19 protein-coding genes are annotated in these 19,243 nt (G+C 65.1%); 5 read left to right on the forward strand and 14 right to left on the reverse strand.

Annotation, left to right across the window (positions count from 1 at the left end):
• From Q8O35_RS11425 to Q8O35_RS11465, 9 genes are all read right to left on the reverse strand, one after another.
• On the reverse strand, positions 1-440 hold a 440-nt coding region (locus tag Q8O35_RS11425), incomplete at its 3' end, for a hypothetical protein (RefSeq protein WP_371133126.1).
• A gap of 11 nt (positions 441-451) precedes the next feature.
• Positions 452-961, reverse strand: a complete 510-nt coding sequence (locus Q8O35_RS11430) for a type II secretion system protein (RefSeq protein ID WP_305573381.1) — start codon at positions 959-961, stop codon at positions 452-454.
• A 9-nt stretch (positions 962-970) separates the two neighbouring features.
• Positions 971-1,372, reverse strand: a complete 402-nt coding sequence (locus tag Q8O35_RS11435) for a Tfp pilus assembly protein FimT/FimU (RefSeq protein WP_305573383.1) — start codon at positions 1,370-1,372, stop codon at positions 971-973.
• Between the two features lie 11 nt (positions 1,373-1,383).
• The gene (locus tag Q8O35_RS11440) at positions 1,384-1,896 is read right to left on the reverse strand and encodes a type II secretion system protein (RefSeq protein WP_305573385.1); all 513 of its coding nucleotides are present in this window, start codon (positions 1,894-1,896) and stop codon (positions 1,384-1,386) included.
• Between the two features lie 89 nt (positions 1,897-1,985).
• Entirely contained in the window at positions 1,986-2,144 is a 159-nt protein-coding gene (locus tag Q8O35_RS11445; RefSeq protein ID WP_305573387.1) for a hypothetical protein, read from the reverse strand.
• 2 nt (positions 2,145-2,146) lie between these two features.
• Positions 2,147-2,383 carry a hypothetical protein gene (locus Q8O35_RS11450; RefSeq protein ID WP_305573389.1) on the reverse strand — a complete coding sequence of 79 codons (237 nt, stop codon included), beginning with the start codon at positions 2,381-2,383 and terminating at the stop codon, positions 2,147-2,149.
• 373 nt (positions 2,384-2,756) lie between these two features.
• A complete protein-coding gene (locus Q8O35_RS11455) occupies positions 2,757-3,764 on the reverse strand; it encodes an ATP-grasp domain-containing protein (RefSeq protein WP_305573392.1) in 1,008 nt (335 codons plus the stop codon).
• The gene (locus tag Q8O35_RS11460) at positions 3,761-5,086 is read right to left on the reverse strand and encodes a KamA family radical SAM protein (protein ID WP_305573394.1); all 1,326 of its coding nucleotides are present in this window, start codon (positions 5,084-5,086) and stop codon (positions 3,761-3,763) included. The genes Q8O35_RS11455 and Q8O35_RS11460 overlap by 4 nt, the downstream gene beginning before the upstream one ends.
• Before the next feature lie 27 nt (positions 5,087-5,113).
• Positions 5,114-5,527: a hypothetical protein gene (locus Q8O35_RS11465; RefSeq protein ID WP_305573396.1), complete on the reverse strand. Its 414-nt coding sequence runs from the start codon at positions 5,525-5,527 to the stop codon at positions 5,114-5,116.
• 213 nt (positions 5,528-5,740) lie between these two features.
• On the opposite strand from Q8O35_RS11465, the gene Q8O35_RS11470 reads away from it, so the two are divergent.
• Entirely contained in the window at positions 5,741-6,325 is a 585-nt protein-coding gene (locus Q8O35_RS11470) for a hypothetical protein (RefSeq protein WP_305573398.1), read from the forward strand.
• Between the two features lie 34 nt (positions 6,326-6,359).
• The gene (locus Q8O35_RS11475) at positions 6,360-9,818 is read left to right on the forward strand and encodes an EAL domain-containing protein (protein ID WP_305573400.1); all 3,459 of its coding nucleotides are present in this window, start codon (positions 6,360-6,362) and stop codon (positions 9,816-9,818) included.
• A 208-nt stretch (positions 9,819-10,026) separates the two neighbouring features.
• Here Q8O35_RS11475 and Q8O35_RS11480 read toward each other — a convergent pair whose 3' ends face one another.
• Positions 10,027-11,688 carry a lytic transglycosylase domain-containing protein gene (locus tag Q8O35_RS11480; protein ID WP_305573402.1) on the reverse strand — a complete coding sequence of 554 codons (1,662 nt, stop codon included), beginning with the start codon at positions 11,686-11,688 and terminating at the stop codon, positions 10,027-10,029.
• A gap of 262 nt (positions 11,689-11,950) precedes the next feature.
• On the opposite strand from Q8O35_RS11480, the gene rlmB reads away from it, so the two are divergent.
• Positions 11,951-13,261, forward strand: coding sequence for a 23S rRNA (guanosine(2251)-2'-O)-methyltransferase RlmB (gene rlmB, locus Q8O35_RS11485; RefSeq protein ID WP_305573404.1), 1,311 nt, complete (start codon positions 11,951-11,953; stop codon positions 13,259-13,261).
• 140 nt (positions 13,262-13,401) lie between these two features.
• On the opposite strand, the gene Q8O35_RS11490 is transcribed toward rlmB, so the two are convergent.
• Positions 13,402-14,802 (reverse strand): TIGR00341 family protein, encoded by a 1,401-nt coding sequence (locus tag Q8O35_RS11490; protein ID WP_305573406.1) that lies wholly within the window; start codon positions 14,800-14,802, stop codon positions 13,402-13,404.
• Between the two features lie 155 nt (positions 14,803-14,957).
• Between Q8O35_RS11490 and ispG the strand changes: the two genes are divergently transcribed.
• The gene (ispG, locus tag Q8O35_RS11495) at positions 14,958-16,034 is read left to right on the forward strand and encodes a flavodoxin-dependent (E)-4-hydroxy-3-methylbut-2-enyl-diphosphate synthase (RefSeq protein ID WP_305573408.1); all 1,077 of its coding nucleotides are present in this window, start codon (positions 14,958-14,960) and stop codon (positions 16,032-16,034) included.
• Between the two features lie 191 nt (positions 16,035-16,225).
• Here ispG and Q8O35_RS11500 read toward each other — a convergent pair whose 3' ends face one another.
• Genes Q8O35_RS11500 through Q8O35_RS11510 form a run of 3 tightly spaced genes read right to left on the reverse strand, consistent with a single transcriptional unit; the run spans position 16,226 to position 17,304 of the window.
• Positions 16,226-16,555: a hypothetical protein gene (locus Q8O35_RS11500; RefSeq protein WP_305573410.1), complete on the reverse strand. Its 330-nt coding sequence runs from the start codon at positions 16,553-16,555 to the stop codon at positions 16,226-16,228.
• 36 nt (positions 16,556-16,591) lie between these two features.
• Positions 16,592-17,212, reverse strand: coding sequence for an RHS repeat domain-containing protein (locus Q8O35_RS11505; RefSeq protein WP_305573412.1), 621 nt, complete (start codon positions 17,210-17,212; stop codon positions 16,592-16,594).
• Entirely contained in the window at positions 17,161-17,304 is a 144-nt protein-coding gene (locus tag Q8O35_RS11510) for a hypothetical protein (protein ID WP_305573414.1), read from the reverse strand. Before Q8O35_RS11510 ends, Q8O35_RS11505 begins: the two co-directional genes overlap by 52 nt.
• A 710-nt stretch (positions 17,305-18,014) precedes the next feature.
• Between Q8O35_RS11510 and Q8O35_RS11515 the strand changes: the two genes are divergently transcribed.
• Positions 18,015-19,190 (forward strand): pyridoxal phosphate-dependent aminotransferase, encoded by a 1,176-nt coding sequence (locus Q8O35_RS11515; RefSeq protein ID WP_305573416.1) that lies wholly within the window; start codon positions 18,015-18,017, stop codon positions 19,188-19,190.
• Positions 19,191-19,243 lie beyond the last annotated feature (53 nt).

Genomic DNA, 19,243 nt, shown 5'->3' on the forward strand with positions numbered 1-19,243 from the left:
ATTTTCGGCAGGTACACGCTGGCGCTTATGGCCGAACTGACTTCGGTCATTTTGGTGCAGCCGTTGCCCGTGCTGGTCACCGAGGCGGTGCTGCTGGTGTCGCCGAGGGTGACGCCGAGGCTGAGGGAGAAGCTCAGGCCCTTGGCCGCGTCTACCGTGTAGGAGACGCCGTTCATGGCCGCCACGGCGGCGTTGAGCTCGGTGATGTTGTTGCAGGCGCGCAGCCGGGCCATGGCGTAGCGCAGGCCAGACTCGGCCATGTACCGGGCCGAGGTGGCGCAGTTGGGGGAAAGCACGCTGGTCACGACAGAGCCGAAGCGCGTGACCCCGGCCATGGCCAGGATGCCGAAGGCCACAAGGCCCATGACCAGGTACACCACGATGCTGCCCTGCTGGCGGCGGCGGGGGGAGGATGGGGCCTGGGCGTTGGGCTGCTGCATCGGAGAGGCTCCTAGCTGGTCACGGGATTGAGGATGATGTTGCGCGGCTTCACCGTGATGGAGAAGGGCGCGCTCGTGCCCGTGAGGGTGAAGGTGACGGTGAAAACGATGTCGCTGGTGGCGGCAGCGCCGGTGAAGCCCATGGTGCAGGTCTCCACGCCGTCCGCCAGGATCTGCGCGGTGCCCGGGTTGGTCGGAGTCAGGGTCAGGCGCTTATTCACGGCGTCATAGGCCAGGGTGCGCGCGCCGCCAAGGGAAGGCTCGCTCGTGCCGTACTTGATGCTGGTGGCCGTGACCACGGGCGCGCTGCCTGCGGTGTGGCCGCGCTGCACATCGCGCAGTTCGAGGGAGATGCGCTGCAGGGCGATTTGCGCGCGCTGGGCGTTCTCCTGGGCCTGGCGCGCGGCGATGCTGCCCTTGACCCCGGTGGTGATGAAGATGCCCGCGAACACGCTGATGAGGCCGAGAATGACCATCACGGCGATGAGTTCAATGAGTGTGAATCCGGCCTGTCTGCGCATGGGGGGCACCTAGAAGGTGGTGGCGTTGTCCGCGCTGCTGGTGCGTGCCTGGGTCAGAATGGTGGTGAGGCTCGTGTCGCCCTCGGTGACCGTGACGATGAGGGCGTCCACGTTGTTGAAATTGTTGTTGCGGGTGGCGCTGAAGGTGGCGTTGTTGGGATAATTCGCCACCACTGCGTCCAGCGCGCCGCTGGTGCCGTTGTTCACGCGCTGGGTGTAGTAGGCCGTCACCATCTCTATGGTGGCCTCTGCGCGGGCTGCGTTGCTGGCGGACAAAACCGGCGTGCCGCTGCGCAGAAGCTGGGTGCCCAGCATGTTCACCAGGAGCATGCCAAGAAAACCGGCGATGACGATGGTGACGATGAGCTCCACGAGGGTGAAGCCCTGGGGACGCTTTTGTGGGGCATGCATGGGCGCGTCTCCTAGGGCACGAAGCCGGTTTCCGGGGTCACGGTGAGGGTGCCGCTCTGCCCACCCGCGGTGATGGTGATGGTTGCGTTGTTGGCGAGCTTGGTATGGGTGCTGCCGCTGACGCTGTAAGGGATGCCGAAACGATCAAAGGAGATGATGAAGGGGCTCATGGTCATTTTTTTGTCAGTCAGGGAGATTGTGCTGGACGTCTCGCCGGGCAGGGCAAGAAAGATGGTGGAGTTGGCGCTGTTATAAGCCCAGTAGTTGGCGCCTTCGCTTCGGAGCACCAGATATGTGGTGTTGGTCTTCATGGCCTTGAGCTGCAGGTAGCGCAGTTGAGAGCGCACCTCGCTCATGCGGGCCTGGAGGTCGCTGTTCAGGCCCGTCCCGCGCGAGAAGACAACGGATGATAGAATTCCGATGATGAGCAGAACGGTTATCACCTCGATGAGGGTGAAGCCCGCAGAACGCGGCCCGGCTGGCGCTCCGCCGCCGCTGTGTGCTTTGCCGTGTCCTTGGGTCATGCTGCGCCTCCGCGTTGGCGGGTGCAATATCCGCTCCCTCGGAACGACGGGAATACATTGCCGTTCCGAGGGGGGGCAGATCTTGCGGGCTAGACCTTGCGGATCTCCACGTGGCCCGGGGTGATGGACCGGATGTGCTGCTCGCGCTTGAGCTCCACGTCCAGAAGTTTGGGAGAGGAGAACAGCACTTCCTCTTTCTTGCCGTTGACGAGGACCAGCTGGTAGCTTTCGGGGGCCTTTTCGCTCATGTTCACTCCGTTTGCGCCGTGTGGGCGCGTTTATGGTAAATGATCTTGTCGTCGCCTGCGGCGTAAAACGCCTTTGGTCGCACGCAGATGACGCAGCCATGCTTCTCGTGGAGCCTGCGGGTGGGCAGGGCTGCCCGCGTGAGGAGGTTTCGGCGCAGATGCCGCGCGCGCTCCGCGCAGCCCTGTGGGCTTCTGTCCGGGCCGCAACAGGCGCACTCGGCCAGTTTGGCAGCCGCCACAGCCGCTGCGTCCGGGGAGCGCCCTCTTCGGTCAAGACATAAAAATAACCGCTTGCGCCGCCCTTGGCAAGATGCACCTGTGCCGGCTCCCCGGCTACCGCTATCTCCCTGACGTTGCAGGAGCCTGTGGACTCCGCAAGCTTGCGGACGGCTGCGGCATCTCCCCCGCAGGACCATCATGCGTGAGCGGCTGTCGTCTTGTGTTTCAATCGCGTTGGCGTGAACGGCGCGTGGCGCGGACGCAAAAACGCCTGGGCCACGCGCCGCTCCCTGCGTGTGCCTTGCTGGGCTGGCGGCGCGCCTTTCGGCACTGGGGCGCGCAGTACGGCGATGTCGAGCCCGTCGCTGCTTGAGGTCACGCTCCCTTTCGCGCTCAGCTGCGCACCTTGCGCTCCTTGTCGGGGTTGAGGGGCAGCCGCTCAAGGGCCGACTGCACGATCATGCGCAGCAGGTCCTGGTAGGAGACGCCGTTCATTTCGCACAGGATGGGCAGGTCTGAGATGCTGGGGTTCAGGCCGGCCAGCGGGTTCACCTCAAGGAAGCTGGCCCGGCCCGCAGCGTCCAGCCGGATGTCCACCCGGCCCCCGTCGCGGCAGCCCAGCCCGCGCCAGACTTCCATGGCCAGCTGCGCGGCCTCGGCGGCCTCCGGCCCTTCCACGGGCAGGTATTCCACCAAGGTCTCGAAGTTGGCTTTGTTGCTGTACGAGTAGGCGCCGGGCTCGGCCTGGCCGCAGAGGCGGACCTCCATGACTCCCAGTGGCCGCGCCAGCTCGCCCGTGCCCGCGATGCCCACGGTGAACTCCCGTCCAGGCAGGTATTCCTCCACCAGCACGGGCTGTTTGAAGCGCTTCAGGAGCACCCGGCAGATGGCCGTGAGCTCCTTGCGGTCGCCCGCGCGCGAGGCCGCGCAGACGCCCTTGCCCGTGCCCTCGGCCACTGGCTTGGCGAACACGGGGTAGTGCAGGCGGACGCCCGCCACGTCCTTTTCCGTGCGCACCAGGGCGAAGTCCGGCGTGGGCAGGCCCAGGTCGCGCACCACGCGCTTGCAGGCCGCCTTGTCCAGGCACAGGGCCATGACCATCGGATCGGAGAAGGTGTAGGGGATTTGATACGCGTCGAGGAGCGCGGGCACCAGGGCCTCGCGCCCGGGGCCGTGCAGGCCTTCGGCGATGTTGAACACCAGATCCCAGCGGCTGCCTCCGGCCAGGGCGGACACAAGGGACTTGGCCGAGCCGATGGCCTCCACCTCGAAGCCCAGGGCCACGAGGCCCAGGCGCAGGGCCTCGATGGTGTCCTCCTTGTCGAACTCCGCGGTCTCCTCCTCGCTGTAGCCTTCGGCGAGGTATTCGGAGCGCAGATCATAAACCAGTCCAACGTTCATGCGGCCCCCTTGCTCATGGCGGGTTGCGCCGGGGCTTTTTGCGCCCCGGCCGGGTCCGGGTAGCGGTACACTCCGCCAGCGTAATTCCGGAGCACCAAGTCTGCGCCAGAATAGCCCAGGGTGTAGTCCGGCGCCAGGGGTATCTTGCCGCCGCCGCCTGGGGCGTCGATGACGAAGGTGGGCAGGGCATAGCCCGACAGCCTCCCCCGCAAGGCGCGCAGGATTTCCACCCCGCGCAGGGCCGGGGTGCGGAAGTGGGCCGAGCCGCTGATGGGGTCGCACTGATACAGGTAGTAAGGGCGCACGCGATAGGCCAGCAGGCCCTGGAGCATCCGTCCCATGACCTCTGGCTCGTCGTTGACGCCGGAGAGCAGCACGGTCTGGCTGCCCAGGGGAATGCCTGCGTCGGCCAGGCGGGCGCAAGCCTTGCGGGTGTCTTCCGTCAGTTCGCCCGGATGGGTGAAGTGCAGGCTCATCCACAGGGGATGATGCTTTTTCAGCATGCGCGCGAGATCTGTTGTGACGCGCATGGGCAGAACAGCCGGAACCTTGGTGCCGATGCGCACGATCTGCACGTGCTTGATGGCGCGCAGCCGCGTAAGCAGCCAGTCCAGGGCCTCGTCGGGCATGGTGAGCGGGTCGCCGCCGGAGAGCAGCACGTCCTGCACCGCCGGGGTGCGGGAGATGTAGTCGAGCCCCTGCTCCCAGCGCTGGCGCAGGTGCTCCAGTCCGCCACCGCCGATCTGCTGGCCGCCCATCCCGCGCGAGCGCGTGCAATAGCGGCAGTAGGTGGAGCAGAAGTCCGTTGTCAGAAACAGCACGCGGTTGGGGTAGCGGTGCACCAGGCCGGGCACCGGGGAGTGGCCGTCCTCGCCCAGGGGGTCGTCGGCCTCGCCAGTGGTTCGCACGGCCTCCCGGCAGGAAGGCAGCACCATGCGCCGCAGGGGCTGCTGCGGGTTCTTCGGGTCCAGCAGGCGGGCGTAATAGGGCGTCACCGCCAGGGGCAGGGAGGAGCGCGTCAGGCCGATGGCGCTGGTCTCGGCCTCGGAGAGCTCAAGAATCCGCGCGGCGTCTTCAAGACAGGTGATGCGGTGGGAGAGCTGCCAGCGCCAGTCGACCCATTCGCGCCGCGTGGCGCCGGGGAAGTGGCGGTGCAGGAAGTCGAGCAGGGGTGTCGGGTGAAAGTCGGCTTGGGCTTTCGGGACAGGGGGGAAAAGGCGAGTCGGTGAGGGGGGCTCTTCAGGGTCGCGGTCGGTTTCCTGGCCGTCAAGGCCGCAATCCGGAGGTTCCGCTTCGCCCGAGTCCAGAATGGCGGTGTCCATGGTGGTGTTCCTGTTTGGGGGTTGTGATCATTTCTTTTTCTTGTCCGCGCCGGTCTGCTTCACCGCGCCGCCCGCGCCCGGCGAGTCGTCGTCCGGGCTCACGATGCGGTAATCAAGCAGGCGGACAGTGCGGTACTCCTGGTCTTGGCGAATGACAAGCCCCTTGGCCTGGATGTGCCTGCCTGCAAAGGGGGTGAGGTCCAGCCCCTGCACCAGACAGTAGCCTTGCGCGTCCTTGATGAACACCTTGTCCAACCCGACGGTGATGCGTCCGGCGATCTCAATGGGTTCGCCCGCCGGAGCGGCATCGGCCTTGGCGGCGGATTTTTGTGGCTGCGCCGCGTGTGCCGGGCCAGGGGACGCCGGGCTGGCGACGAAGAGCGCGGCCAGAAGGAGGAATGATGCGGCATTTTTGCAAAGGCTTGGCGCAGTGCTGCGCATGATTGCTCCTGGCCGGTTCAGTGCGCGGGTTGTGTTGGGCGCTCGGACTCCGGTGATTTGCGCCAGCGAATCATAAAAGTCCGACAGCGTCTAGACTTTTTGTAGGTTCTGCCGGGTGGAGCCTGCTTGCGTGTCCAGATATTTTGGCCTATCGTCCGCCCCGACGCACAAACGCAATAGTGCGCGCATTCTTGCTTCTGGAGGGACGCTCGCATGACCGTAATGACAAGCATTCGCAAAAGTATTTTTATCGTGGGACTCCTGGCCGCTTCGGCATTTCTCGCAGCCTGTTCCGCAAACACGGTGGTTCCGTTGCGCTATCAGGCCTCCGCGCCGCAGGGCGCGCCCACCTGTTCGCAGTCCATCAGCCTCTTGCCCTTTGCGGATAAACGCGCCGACACCATCACCATCGGCACCCTGGGCGAGGGCAAGCGCTTCTACGCAGAGAACGACGTGTCCGAATGGGTGAGCTGGGCCATGTTCGAAGAGCTCAAGGCTCGCGGCTGCGACGTGAAGTACCGCGAAAAGTCCGACACCGCCCCGCATAAGGGCTACACAGTGTCCGGCTCCTTCGACACAGTAAGCGTGGACAGTGGCGCCACACTCATGGCCAAGGCCAAGCTGCGCATCCGCGTGAAGGTGGAAAAGGACGGCCAGTTCCTCATTGAGCAGATCTACACCGGCGAGCGCGAGAACCTGGGCCTGACCTACGTGGACGCCGCCCAGAAGGTGCTTTCCTCCACCCTGCAGTACCTCTTGCAGGACGCCGCCACCGACGTGGTCAAGGCGACCAAGTAACGACACGGTGCAGGACCTGGGCGCACATTCTCCGTTGCGTCCTAAAGGGGCCGCTGGTGGCCGGGCGAAATCGTTCCGGCTGCTGGCGGCTTTTTTTCTGGCGCTTTCTCTGGGCAGTCTCGCCCCAACGGCATTCGCCCAGACCGCCCCACTGGTCATCGCCTGTCCCGACGATTTTCCTCCTTACTCCTACCGCAACGCCCAAGGGGAGGCCGCTGGCCTTCTGCCCGACTACTGGCGACTTTACGCCCGCCGGACGGGTCAAGAGGTGGAGCTGCGCCTAGCCCATAGGGCAGAGGCCCTGCGGATGGTGGAGGAGAGCCGCGCCGACGCCTACGCAGGCCCGCCTCTGGCCCAGGAGCAGCAGTCTGCGGGCCAATCAAGCTCCCCGGAAGCCTTCGCCTGGACGCGGCCGCTGCTGGATCAGGGCATTGGCCTGTTCATCGTGGCGGATCAGGCCGTCCGGCAGGGTGTCGGAACGGGTCAGTCTCTGGAATCGGCCCGGTTGAGCGCCGGACTGGTTGGGGACGATTCTGCTGCGACCATTCTTGCCGCCACCTTTCCCAATCTGAAGCAAAGGCTTTACCCGGACCTGGATTCCCTGGCCGCTGCCCTGGCCCTTGGGCAGGTGCGCGTGGTCGCGGGACCTGTGTTGCCGGTTCAGCATCGGCTGCGGGCCTTGGGCGGGGCCGAGCGCTTTGTGCTGGTGCGGCGCTTTCCCGGCACAGCGCTGCATGCGGCGGTCCGCCGGGAGGATCAGACTCTTCTGGCGCGGCTCAACGACGGGCTGCAATCCCTGGCTTCAGAAGACATCCAGGCCTTGGAGGAACGCTACGCCAAGCCCCCGACGGCGTTGCCGGGTTGGCTGGTCGGCGTGCTTGTGGGCATCGTGGCCCTTTGCCTCAGCCTTTTGGTGCTGGTCCGCGCGCGCCGGGTGCGCCGCGCCGCCGAGGCGCGCAGCCGCGAGACCGACCTTCTGCGCGATAACCTGCTGTCTGAGATGGCCCGCCACCGCAAAACCCAGGATCTTCTCGTCTCGGCCGTTGAGCAATCGCCTTCGGGCATCATCGTCGCCTACGGCGATGGCGTCACTCCGCCACTCTTCAACTCCATGGCAATGAAGATCCTAGGTCTGGATGCGCCACTGGTTTTGGATGATTTCGCCCATGATTGGCCCTGGCGGGTGTACACGCCCACCGGGAGATTCGTTCCTGCTGAGAACGTGCCTCTGTTTGCGGCCCTGCATCGTGGGGAGACAGTGCCTGGGAGCGAGTATCGTGTTGTGTTCGCCGATGGCTCCGAGCGCTGGATTTGGGCAAGCGCCGCGCCCGTGCGAGATTCTCAGGGCGTGGTGCGCGGAGGGGTAAGCGTTTTTCAAGACATAACCACTTCGCGACAGGCCGAGCGTGATCTGGCCCGCTTCAAATTCTTCATCGAGGCCGGCGTGGAAGAGGTCTACCTGGTCCGGCCCAACGGCACCCTGGCGTATGTCAACGAGGCCGTTGCGCGCAGCCTGGGCCATGCCCGCCAAGAGATCTTGGATGCCCATCTCTCCGATATCGCCCCGGCCTTTACGCCAGAAGAAGTCTACCGTTTGCTGAATGTCGTGCGCCAGGGGCCCTATACCTTTGACACCGTGCAGTACACCCGCGACGGCAGGCCTGTGCTGAAGGAAATCAAGGCCTTCTACATGCGGTTCGGCGACGAGGAATACATCAGCGCCTTTGGGCGCGACATCACTGAGAAGAAGCGGCTGGAGCTTGAACTGGGAAGAACGCAGGCCTTGTTCGAGGCCTCACTCACCCAGGCTCCATGGGGCATCATCATTGGCGACGCCGCAACGGGCCGGGTAAGCATCGCCAACCCAGCCGCCGCCGCCATGCTCGGAGTGGAGCCGGAGATCCTGGTGGGCGTGGACGTCGATGGCACCCTACCCATCTGGCTTTTTCTGGATGAAAACGGTCAGGAGGTGACCCCCGGCGAGACGCCTCTTTCACGCGCGCTGACCCTGGGAGAGCAGACGCGCGACCAGGAGGTGCGCTTCTTCCTGGGCGATGGCCCGGAGCGCTGGCTTCTGGCCAACGCCTCGCCGGTGCGCAACGCGGATGGAGCCATCGTTGCGGCCATCATGGTCATGGCCGACATCACCGGGCGCAAGCGCATGGAAAATCAGCTGGTGTTCAAGGCTCTGCACGATTCCCTCACCGGCTTGCCCAATCGCGCTCTGTGCCTGGAGAGCATCCAGCAGACGCTGGAGCGCTCGCGGTTGCAGGGACAGCCCTTTGCCGTGGCCTTTGTGGATCTGGACCGCTTCAAGATTCTGAACGACAGCCTGGGGCATTCCTTTGGCGACCGCGTATTGATCGAGGCAGCGCAGCGTCTTGTTCACGGCCTTGGCCGACTGGGCAGCGTGTGTCGCTTTGGCGGGGATGAATTTGTGCTCCTGGTGGACCGCGCAGACAGCGCCGAGGCCGCGCAGGATGCGTTGCGCGAGGCTCTGGAGTCCCTCGGTCAGCCCATGAACGTGGACGGCCAGGAGGTGCGCCTGACCGCAAGCGTGGGAGTGGTGCTGGGGCCGGCCGAGGAGGCTCTGACCGCCGGGAATGTGCTGCAGAACGCGGATTTGGCCATGCACCGCGCCAAGGACACGGGCCGCGACCGCATGCGGCTGTTCCACCCCGGCATGCTGCGCCGGGCCCAGGAACTCATGTCCCTTGACGCCGACATGCGCCGGGGGTTGGAGCGCAAGGAATTTCTGGTCTATTATCAGCCCATCATGTCCGCCGACGGGACCCGGATACTCGGCGTTGAGGCCCTGGCCCGCTGGCAGAGTTCCACCCGCGGTCTGGTGACCCCGCACGCCTTCATCTCCCACGCGGAGGAGTCCGGGCTCATCGTGCCCCTGGGCGAGCAGGTGTTGCGCATGGCCTGCCGCGAAATGACGGACCTGCGCAAGCGCTTCGCCTCGGCCCGCCGCATGTCGCTGGCCGTGAACCTTTCCGCCCGGCAGTTCGCTCAGCCGGACATCGTGGACACCGTGCGCCAGGTGCTGCGCGAAGTGGGCCTGCCTCCGGCCCTGCTGAAGCTGGAGCTCACGGAGTCCGCGCTCATGGGCGACCCGGAGAGCGCCTTGCTGGCCATGCGCCGTCTTAAAGCCCTTGGCGTCTCCCTGGCCATCGACGATTTCGGCACCGGCTATTCCTCCCTTGCCTACCTGCAACGTTTTCCCGTGGATGTGCTCAAGATCGACCGCTCCTTTGTGCGCGACCTGCCTCGCGCCGACGCCGACAGCCGCGCCCTGGTGGGAGCCATCGCCGCCTTGGCGGGCAGCCTGCGCCTGACAATGGTGGCCGAGGGCGTGGAGACCCGCGAACAGCTTGATATGCTGGTGGGGCTGGGCTGCGACGCCATGCAGGGCTTCTTCTTCCATCCTGCTTTGCGCCTTGACGAGCTTGCCGACTTGCTGGCCCGGTTCGACGCTCAGGACGCGTAGCCACCGCAGGCCTGTCCCTTCCTCTGCGCTCTGCCGTTGTTCCGGCCCTAGGCCGATCTCCTGCTTCATGCGTGTAGCCAAAGCCTTAATGGCAGTCAGGTCGGCCTTGCCTGCGCGACATTTCGTCTGTGCCGAGGCAAGTCCGCAGGCCGAAAAAAAGCCCCCTGGACGCTGGTCCGGGGGGCTTTTGATTCCAGCTAAGCATCTGCTATTGTACGTATACCTTCAGGCTTTCGCCAGCGCGCAGCTCGGTTCCCTTGATCTTGTTCCAGCCTTTGAGATCGTCGGCGGTGACGCCGAACCTTTTGGACAGGCTGTAGATGGTGTCGCCCTGGCGCACTGTGTAGCGGGTGACCTGCTCGCGGGCTTTGGCTGCCTGGACGCGGGTCTTTTTGGTGGCCTGATCCGAGGCGTCGGGGATGTTCAGCTTGAGGCCGGGCTTGATGGCTTTGGTGCTGGCAAGGCCGTTGGCCTCCATCAGGGTTTTGACGCTGACCTTATACTTCTTGCTGATGGACCAGGCCGTGTCGGTCTTGCCAACAACATAGTTGGAGCGGGCGCTGGCGATCTTGCGCGTTTTCGTGAGCCTCTCGGGCACGGACTCGCCGATGCTGCTTTGAGGCAGCTTGATGCTCATGCCTGGCTTCATGGCCAAGGCGCTGGCGCCGTTGATCTGGCTGATGACTTCCTGGGGCACGCGGTAACGCTTGGCCAGGGTGCGCAAGGAGTCGCCCTTCTGCACTTGGTGGGCGATGAAGCCGGCGTGGGGCAGGGCGCTGGGGTTCTGCAGATAGGCCAGCATGGGCGCGGCCTTGTCCTTGGGCATGCTTACCAGGATCTGACGGTCCGGGGGGCTCACCTGACGGCGGAAGGCCGGGTTCAACTGGTGGAACTCCTCCCAGTTCATGCCGCCGGACTTGGCCAGGGCGAGGAGGTCGGTGCCGCCGGGAACCTTGACGGTTTCAAGATTTGGAGCCGCGTCCCAGCGCACGGGCTCGAAGCCCAGGGCCTCAAGATTCTGGAAGATCTTGCTGATGGCCACGAACTTGGGCACGTAGTGCTGGGTCTCGGTTTTAAGCCGCATGGTGCGGTTCAGGCGGTCGTTCTGGCTCACCAGATCGAGGAAGTCCTCGGCATTGGTCACCTCAAGGGCCCGGGAGATCTTGCCTTCGCCAGCGTTGTATGCGGCCAGGGCCAGATACCAGTCCCCGAACATGTCGTTCAGGAAGGATAGGTACTTGGCGGCGGCTTCGGTGGACAGTTTGGGGTCGCGGCGTTCGTCGATCCACCAGTCCACGGTGAGGCCGTACTTGCGGCCCGTGTAGGGCATGAACTGCCACATTCCGCCCGCGCCAGCCCAGGAGTAAGCGCTGCAGTTGTAGCCGGACTCCGCGAAGGGCAGCATGGCCAAGTCTTGGGGCAGGCCGTTGCGCTGGAGGCTTTCGCGCACGTGGGGCAGGTGCGCTTCGGAACGCTTGAGCCAGCGGACGAAGGTTTCGCGCGCCGGGCCGGTGTAATAGGCGAAGTAGCGCTCAACCTCTTTGGATTCGAAGAGGTCAAGGTCGAAGTCGAGCCCGGTCTTCTGGCTCAATATGCGTTGCTGCTCCTCGGTGAGCTGCGGGGCCTGGGGCACTGGTCCGGTGACTTCCGGCTCAAGCAGGGTGCCGGTCTGGCCGGGAGTCAGGGGCACGGCGGAGTATTCGGGCTCAAGATCGACATCGTTGTCCAGCACCGGAGCGTGGCTGGAGGTGGCTCCAGGGGAGCGGCTCTGGGCGGCCAGCAGGCCGGTGGGTGGAGAGGGGCGGGAGGCTGCCTGACGCGGAGAATCGGGTGACTGGGCCTTGACAGGGCTCACGTTGTCGATATTCATTGCGGAGCACGACCACAACGAGGTGAGCAAACAGATGCTGCCCGCTGTGATCAGGGATAGTCGTTTACATTTCTTCAACAAAATTCGTTCCTCCGTTCGGCGGCGCGGGTGGAGAGGAGACTCCTGGGACTAGGAAACGCCCGTAAAGCGGCCAAGCCCCGTGCGCCGATAGTTGGATACGCAAAAAGACACCTTACCCTACACTTGAACTTTTCATCTGGCAAGCTTCCCCAAAGCGCCGGAAGAACCCAGGAGGTTCCACATGACTGATTCCAAGAAACCCTCGCGCCCCAAAGGTCCGCGCCCCTCTGGCAAGTCCGGGCCGTCCAAAGGCGGCTCCGGAGGCGGCTGGTCCACCAGCAAGCCTGGCGGAAAATCCAGCAGCAAGTCGGGCGATGACCGCCGCTCCGGCCCCTCGAAAGGTCCGGGCAAGGGGCCTGCGCGCGGCCCGGCCCGTGGCCCGGCCCGTGGTCCTGCGCGTGGCCCGTCCAGCAGCGCGGGCGATCCCCGCGTCACCGGCGGCTACGGAAAGCCCCCCCAGAAGAAGGCCCCGCGTGAAACCGCGCGTGTGGATGATTTCGATTTCGACATCGATATCGACATGACCGACACCCCGCCCGCCGCCTTCCCCACGCCTGCGCGTCCGGCCAAGAACACCGGCAGCGCCGGGGACCAGGGCTCGCGTCCCCCGCGCCGTTCGGAAGGAGGCGACCGCCCCGGCAAGCCCGGCAAGTTCACCAAGACCGACCGCTACGACAAGCCAGGCCGACCCGAGCGTCCAGGTCGCCCTGAGCGGGCCGATGCCGCGCCCCGCGCAGCCGCGCCCAGGGCCGAGGCCGCCGAGCCGGAAGACGGCAAGAGCGTCACCGCCGGGCGCAACGCCGTGCGCGAGTTGCTTGAGGCCGCGCCCAAGCGCATCGACGGCATCTTCGTGCGTAAGGGACAGCGCGACGCCAAGGTGCAGGAGATCGTGGCCCTGGCCGACGAGAACCGCATCAAGGTGCAGTTTGTGGACGACATGTTCCTGCGCCGCCTGTTCGCAGGCACGCACCAGGGCGTGGTGGCCGTCACCGCCGCTGTGGAATACGCCGACCTGGACACCCTCATCGCCGCGGTGGCGTCCGCGCCTTTGCCGGTGCTGCTGGCCCTGGACCAGGTGCAGGATCCCGGCAACATGGGCGCCATAGCCCGCACGGCCTGGGCCTTGGGCGCAGCCGGACTGCTGGTGCCGCGCCACGGCGGGGCCTACATCGGCTCTGGCGCCATGCGCGCCAGCGCGGGCGCTTTGCACCACCTGCCCGTTGCCCGCGTCACCAATATGTCCCAGGCCCTGGACGCCTGCGCCGAGGCCGGGCTGAACATCATCTGCGCCGATTCCGAGGGCGAGGACCTGAACAAGGCCGTCATTCACATGCCCGCCGTGCTGGTCATGGGCGGTGAGGAGAAGGGCGTGCGCCACGGCGTGAGCAAGCACTGCCAGCAGCGTCTGGCTGTTCCCCTGCGCCGCACCTTTGATTCCCTCAACGTGGCGCAGGCTGCGGCCATCTGCCTGGCGCGGCTGGGTCAATTGTAGGGATTGATTGGGCATGACGGCTGCCCCCTGCGGACGGAGTCCAAGGGGGGCGCGCCGCTGATTGAAAGAGAGTTTTGATCCTGGTTGAGCCCGGGGGGGCCGCCGCCCTCCGGGCTTTTTTGCGTGTGCAGGCGCGCGTGTTAGGCCCGCCGCGCCTTGCGGGGTGCGGGCTTGTGGTCAATCATCAGCCGCACGGCCGGGGCCTTGGTGCGCGCCTGGAACCAGGCCTCCAGCCGCGTCACGTCTTTGGGCGCAAGCCGGGCCGAAAGTTGGGCGCTTAAAAGGGCAGTGTCCGGCGCGGCCTCTGGCCCGGCTTCCGTCGTGCGGCCGGCGCCGATGACCACGTTCTTCAGCTCGGGCCACTGGGCGGCCATCTCCCGCTCCATGTCCGGCGCGGCGTCCATCCACGGTGCGCTTTGGCTGTCGAGCTTTTGCCGCAGCCGGGCGAGGGTATCCTGTTGTTCCTCCAGGGCCTGGCGCGTGGCCAGGGCCATGGCCTTGTCTCCGCCGCCCTGCGCAGCCGCCAGGGCCACCGCAGGCTCCCGCGTCTGGTACACCTTGAAGGTTGTTCCACTCAGGCCGGTTTGGCCCAGGCGGGCGCGGATGTCCTGGATGGTGGTCTGCTCCACAGTATCGCCCACAAGGGTTACGGTGATCTGCCTCTTTTTCGGATCCACGCCCGTAGCAAGCACATGGGTTCCGGAAAAGCTGAACTCGCGCGTCACAAAGGCCCGCGCCCTGGCGCTGAACAGCTCTTCCCGCACCAGGCGCGTGGCCAGGTAGACGCTGGGCAGGGCCGTGAGCAGCGCCACGGCCAGCAGCAGATGGCGCACCTTCGACTGCACCACTTTGTCCACATACGTCCGGTGCGGCAGGCCGATCATGCGCACCACCGCCACCGCAGCCAGGGCGATGAACACGCTGTTGATGGCGAACAGGTAGAAAGCTCCGAAGAAATACTGCCAGTTGCCGCTGGCGAGACCGAATCCGGCTGTGCACAGGGGCGGCATGAGGGCCGTAGCGATGGCCACGCCGGGAATGACGGTGGTTTTTTCCTTCCGCGTGGCGCCGATGATGCCTGCTAGCCCGCCGAATAGCGCTATCTGCACGTCCCAGATGGTGGGCGAGGTGCGGGCCAAAAGTTCCGACTGCTCCCCGGTGAGCGGGGACAGGGCGAAGTAGATGGTGGAGGCGCAGAGGCTGATGGCCGTGGCCACTCCGAGGTTGATGAAGGATTTCTTCACAAGATCGAAGTCGTAGATGCCCACCCCGTAACCGATGCCCATGATGGGCCCCATGAGCGGCGACACGAGCATGGCGCCGATGATGACGGCGGTGGAGTTGGTGTTGAGGCCGATGGAGGCGATGAGGATGGCCAGCATGAGAATCCACAGGGTGGCCCCCTTGAGCTCGGCCCCGCCGCGCAGTCCCTCGTCGATCTGTTGGTCGTCGGCCTTGTCCAACAATAGGCTGAAGCGCGCCATAAGGGTCAGCTTCGCAAGCGCGGTGCGCCCTTCCGCAGAATTTTCTCCGCTCGGCATTGGCTTTCCTCCTGTCGGCTCAATGGCCATGGCCGCTGCGGCCTGAACTCTCCATGGTCAAATCGATATCCAGGGGGGCGCATGACGTCAAGGCGTCTTTCCGCGTGCGGAGAGGCGCTTGGCGAACGCAGCGAAGTGCGGTAGGTGCTTTGTCCATGCAGAAGCGCAAGAATACTCGAGCCGTGAACGTCGGTGGTGTGGGTGTGGGCGGAGACAATCCGGTCCGCGTCCAGAGCATGACCAACGTGGACACGCGCGACGTGTTCGCCGCAAGCGCCCAGGTGCGCGAGCTGGCCAAGGCCGGGTGCGAGATTGTGCGCCTTGCCGTGCCGGACGAAGCTGCGGCCAAGGCGCTCTTGCACATCCGCAAGGACTCGCCCGTGCCGCTCATCGCGGATATCCACTTCGACCACCGCCTGGCGCTCATGGCCCTTGAGGCGGGCGTGGACGGCCTGCGCATCAACCCCGGCACCATCGGCGGCGAGGACAAGGTTGATTCGGTGGTGCGCGCGGCGGCCGAGCGCGGCGTGCCCATGCGCATCGGCGTCAACAGCGGATCCGTGGAAAAGGACCTGCTGGCGCGCTTCGGCGGGCCAACGCCAGAGGCCATGGTGGAGAGCGCCCTGGGCCATGTGGCGATGCTTGAGCGCCGCAGCTTCTTCGACATCAAAGTTTCGCTGAAGTCCTCCAGCGTGCTGCACACAATCGAGGCCTACCAGTTGCTTTCAAGCCGCGTGGACTACCCCCTGCACATCGGCGTCACCGAGGCCGGAACGCTTTTGCCCGGCGCGGTGAAGTCCGCCGTGGGCCTGGGCGTTCTTCTTTTTCAGGGCATCGGCGACACCCTGCGCGTGTCGCTCACCCACGACCCCGTGGCCGAGATCGGCGTGGCCTTTGATATCCTGCGCGCCCTGGGTCTGCGCGAGCGCGGCCCGGAGGTCATAAGCTGCCCCACCTGCGGCCGCACCGAGATCGGGCTCATTGCTCTTGCCGAGGAAGTGCAGAAGCGCCTGCGCGACGTGCCGGAGGTGTTCAAGGTGGCGGTGATGGGCTGCGTGGTGAACGGGCCCGGCGAGGCGCGCGAGGCGGATATCGGCATCGCGGGCGGGCGCGGCTCGGGCATCGTGTTCCGCAAGGGCGAGGTGGTGCGCAAGATTCGCGGCGAAAAGAATCTGCTGCCGGAGTTCATGAAGGAACTGGATAAATTTTTGCTGGAGCTGCGCGCCAAGTAGCTGCGTACTCTCCCGTTTCCCTCCAACCCCCACGCGTCCGCCCTATTCACCGGGTCATCGACACAATACCCATACCAGTCGCTATCGCCGCCCTTTGCGCCCAGCGGATCAAGGGCCGTGAAGCGGCCAGTGTCGGCGTCTACGCAAAAAGCCCCGGCCTGGCGCAGTGGCCGGGCCGGGGCTGCCCGGCATTAAGGCTTCTCGTCGAGATTTTTGCCACCGCGCCGTTTGTGCTGATATTCTGCGAGCAAGCCGCGTAGCAATCCGGCACACGAGAGCACCATCAGAATGACCAACCACGACAGCGCAAAGGAAGAATCACCTGTCCGCCAATAGATGAGTATGGCCAAGAGCGTGGAAACAGCGGTCGCTATTCCTCCAAATCTCCACGTTTGCTTGAATGAATACGGGACCAGTGGAATCTCGCCTTTTGCGATCCGTTTTTCCACGGAAACAGCGTAGCAGACAACGAGAATAAAGACTGTGATCAGAACAACTGATCCGGAAGATGGCCAGTTCATAGCTTCCTTATATCGTGGCGGGTGCCGAGGTCTAAGTTAGTGACGATCTCGAAGGTCTTCTGGTTCGGTTCTGGCGTTTCGTTTATCCCAATACTTTTTCGTTTCTTGCTCAACATCGTTGAGCGGGTCTGGGAAAAGCAAGTCCCCAAGGGGGGCAGTAAGGAGACCGAATGTTCGCGATGCAAACTTTCCAACATTCAAAGCTTTCTCAATGGCCATTTGCGCGGCAGTCTGGATTGGGTCGGCAAGATCTTTCCAGCCCCACTCCAACCCCCACGCATCGACCCTATTCACCGGATCATCAACGCAATAGCCATACCAGTCGCTATCGCCACCCTTCGCGCCCAGCGGATCAAGAGCAGTGAAGCGGCCAGTGTCGGCGTCGTAGTCGCGCCAGACGAAGCGCGTCAGGCCGGTGTCGGCGTCAAAGAGCCCGCCCGCGAAGCCGAGCGGCAGGCGCACCACGTCTCCGGCCACCGCTAACAGGTTGCCGAAGCTGTCGTATTGTATTGCCTGTACAACACCGCCGTCGGGGTTTGCAAGGACCAGCGGCGTGCCCAGGTGGTCGGACAGAATTAGAAAGGACTCGTTGCCATTGGTGACGCCTAGAGCGCGCGGCCCAGACCCTGCTCTAAATCGTACACCAGCCGCCACCACTGTGAGCCGTCGAAGAACTCCAGCAGCCGCAGCGGGTCCAGCCAGCGGTACGCTTCGACGAGCCGACCATCCACGCGCTTCTCGCGACGCATGCCACTGGAATCGTGCGCGTATTCGATGCGCTTCCCGTCCGGCAGCTCCGCCGCCAGCAGCAGGCCTGATGGCTCGTACTGGAAGCGGGTTTCCTAGCCGTCCTCGATTTTCAGGCTGCGGAAGCCCGCCTTGTCGTGCCGGTACTGGGCACGCCCCGCCTGGGACAAGCGATTGCCAGCGGCGTAGGCGTAGCGCCGCTCGCCGCGAAAGCGCTGGGGGCGCTGCCCCCAGCGCTCCCGCCAGAGGGCGCACGGCCCTCTGGACTCCCTGTGGCGAGGGGTTCCGGCTCCGGCGCTTCACGCCGGAGCCGGAACCCCTCGCAGAGAGGCCGGGCGGAGGGTAGGCCGTCGCCGCTGCCAGCATAGTTTTCCCTTTGCGGGTCCAGGGGGTGCATACCCCCTGGCGGGGTGCAGGGGCGGAGCCCCGCATTCCAGCCCGCCCGCACCCGGCACGCTGCCCGGCGCAAATTGCGCAAGGATAGCAAGGGGTTTCGTGGCCGGACAAAACGGGAAAGGATTGGGACGGGAAAAGGATGAAATTGGCGGGTTGACAGAGTTTGTCGCAATCGAAGGTAAGACTTGCAAGCTCTCCCTGGCCTGCCCCCCGCACACAAAATCCCCCCCTTTCCCTGCGGTTCGTTTTGCACTAAAGGAGGTTGCAGGCGGCTACGCGACCGCCTCCTACACCTCGCTCAGGGACGGTACCCCCCATGCGCATTTCGGACAGACTCAAGAAGCTCAAGCCCTCGGCCACGCTGGCCGTCAACGCCAAAGCCCAGGAGCTCAAGGCTCAGGGGCGCGAAGTCGTCAGCCTTGCCGTTGGCGAGCCCGACTTCGGAACCCCGGAGCATGTGCGCGAGGCCGCCAAAAAGGCCATCGACGACGGCTTCACCCGCTACACCCCGGTGCCGGGCATTCCGGACCTGAGAAACGCCATCGCGGGATATTACGGCCAGTTCTACGGCGTGTGCGCCAAGGGCGAGAACACCATCGCCAGCACAGGCGGAAAGCAGGCCCTCTACAACCTGCTCATGGCCCTTCTGAACCCAGGCGACGAGGTGCTCATCCCCGCGCCCTACTGGGTGAGCTACCCGGCCATGGTTGAGTTGGCCGACGGCGTGCCCGTCATCGTGCCCACCGGGCCGGAGAACGGATTCCTCGTCTCCGTGCGCGACCTGGAGGCCATGTGCACTCCGCGCACCTCGGTGCTCATCCTGAACTCGCCCTCCAACCCCACGGGCGGCCACTACGCCCAGGAGGCCATGGACGAGATCGCCCGCTGGGCCAAGGCGCGCGGCGTGTTCATCATTTCCGACGAGGTCTACGACCGCCTGGTGTACGAGCCGGCCAAGCCCAGCACCCTCTCCGGCTTCTGGCAACGGCACCCGGAGAATGTCGCCGTCGTGGGCGCGCTGTCCAAAAGCTTCTGCATGACCGGCTGGCGCATGGGCTGGACGCTGGCCCACCCAGACCTGGTGAAGGCCTGCGGCAAGATCCAGGGCCAGAGCACGTCGAACATCAACAGCATCACCCAAAAGGCGGCCATCGCTGCCCTCACTGGTCCCTGGACCCTGGTGGACGAGATGAAGACGGCCTTTGTGCGCCGCCGCGACCTGGCCCTGTCCGTCATCCGCTCCTGGCCGGGAGTAACCTGCCCCAAACCGGACGGCGCGTTTTACCTGTTCCCGGTGGTGGATTCGTACTACACTCCAGAAATGCCGGACTCCGCCGCCATGTGCACGCGCCTGCTCGAAGAAGCGGGCGTGGCGCTGGTGCCGGGCTCGGCCTTTGGCGATGACCGCTGCGTGCGCTTCTCCTACGCCGTGGCCGACGAAGTGCTCATGACCGCGCTGTCCAAGGTGGGCAAGGTTCTGCTGGGCAAGTAGGCTTGGCCTCGACCCAAGCTTCCTGGTCAGAACGGCCGCGCACAACCCGAACC

This window comes from Humidesulfovibrio sp., assembly GCF_030689645.1.
Taxonomy (GTDB): Bacteria; Desulfobacterota; Desulfovibrionia; order Desulfovibrionales; family Desulfovibrionaceae; genus Humidesulfovibrio.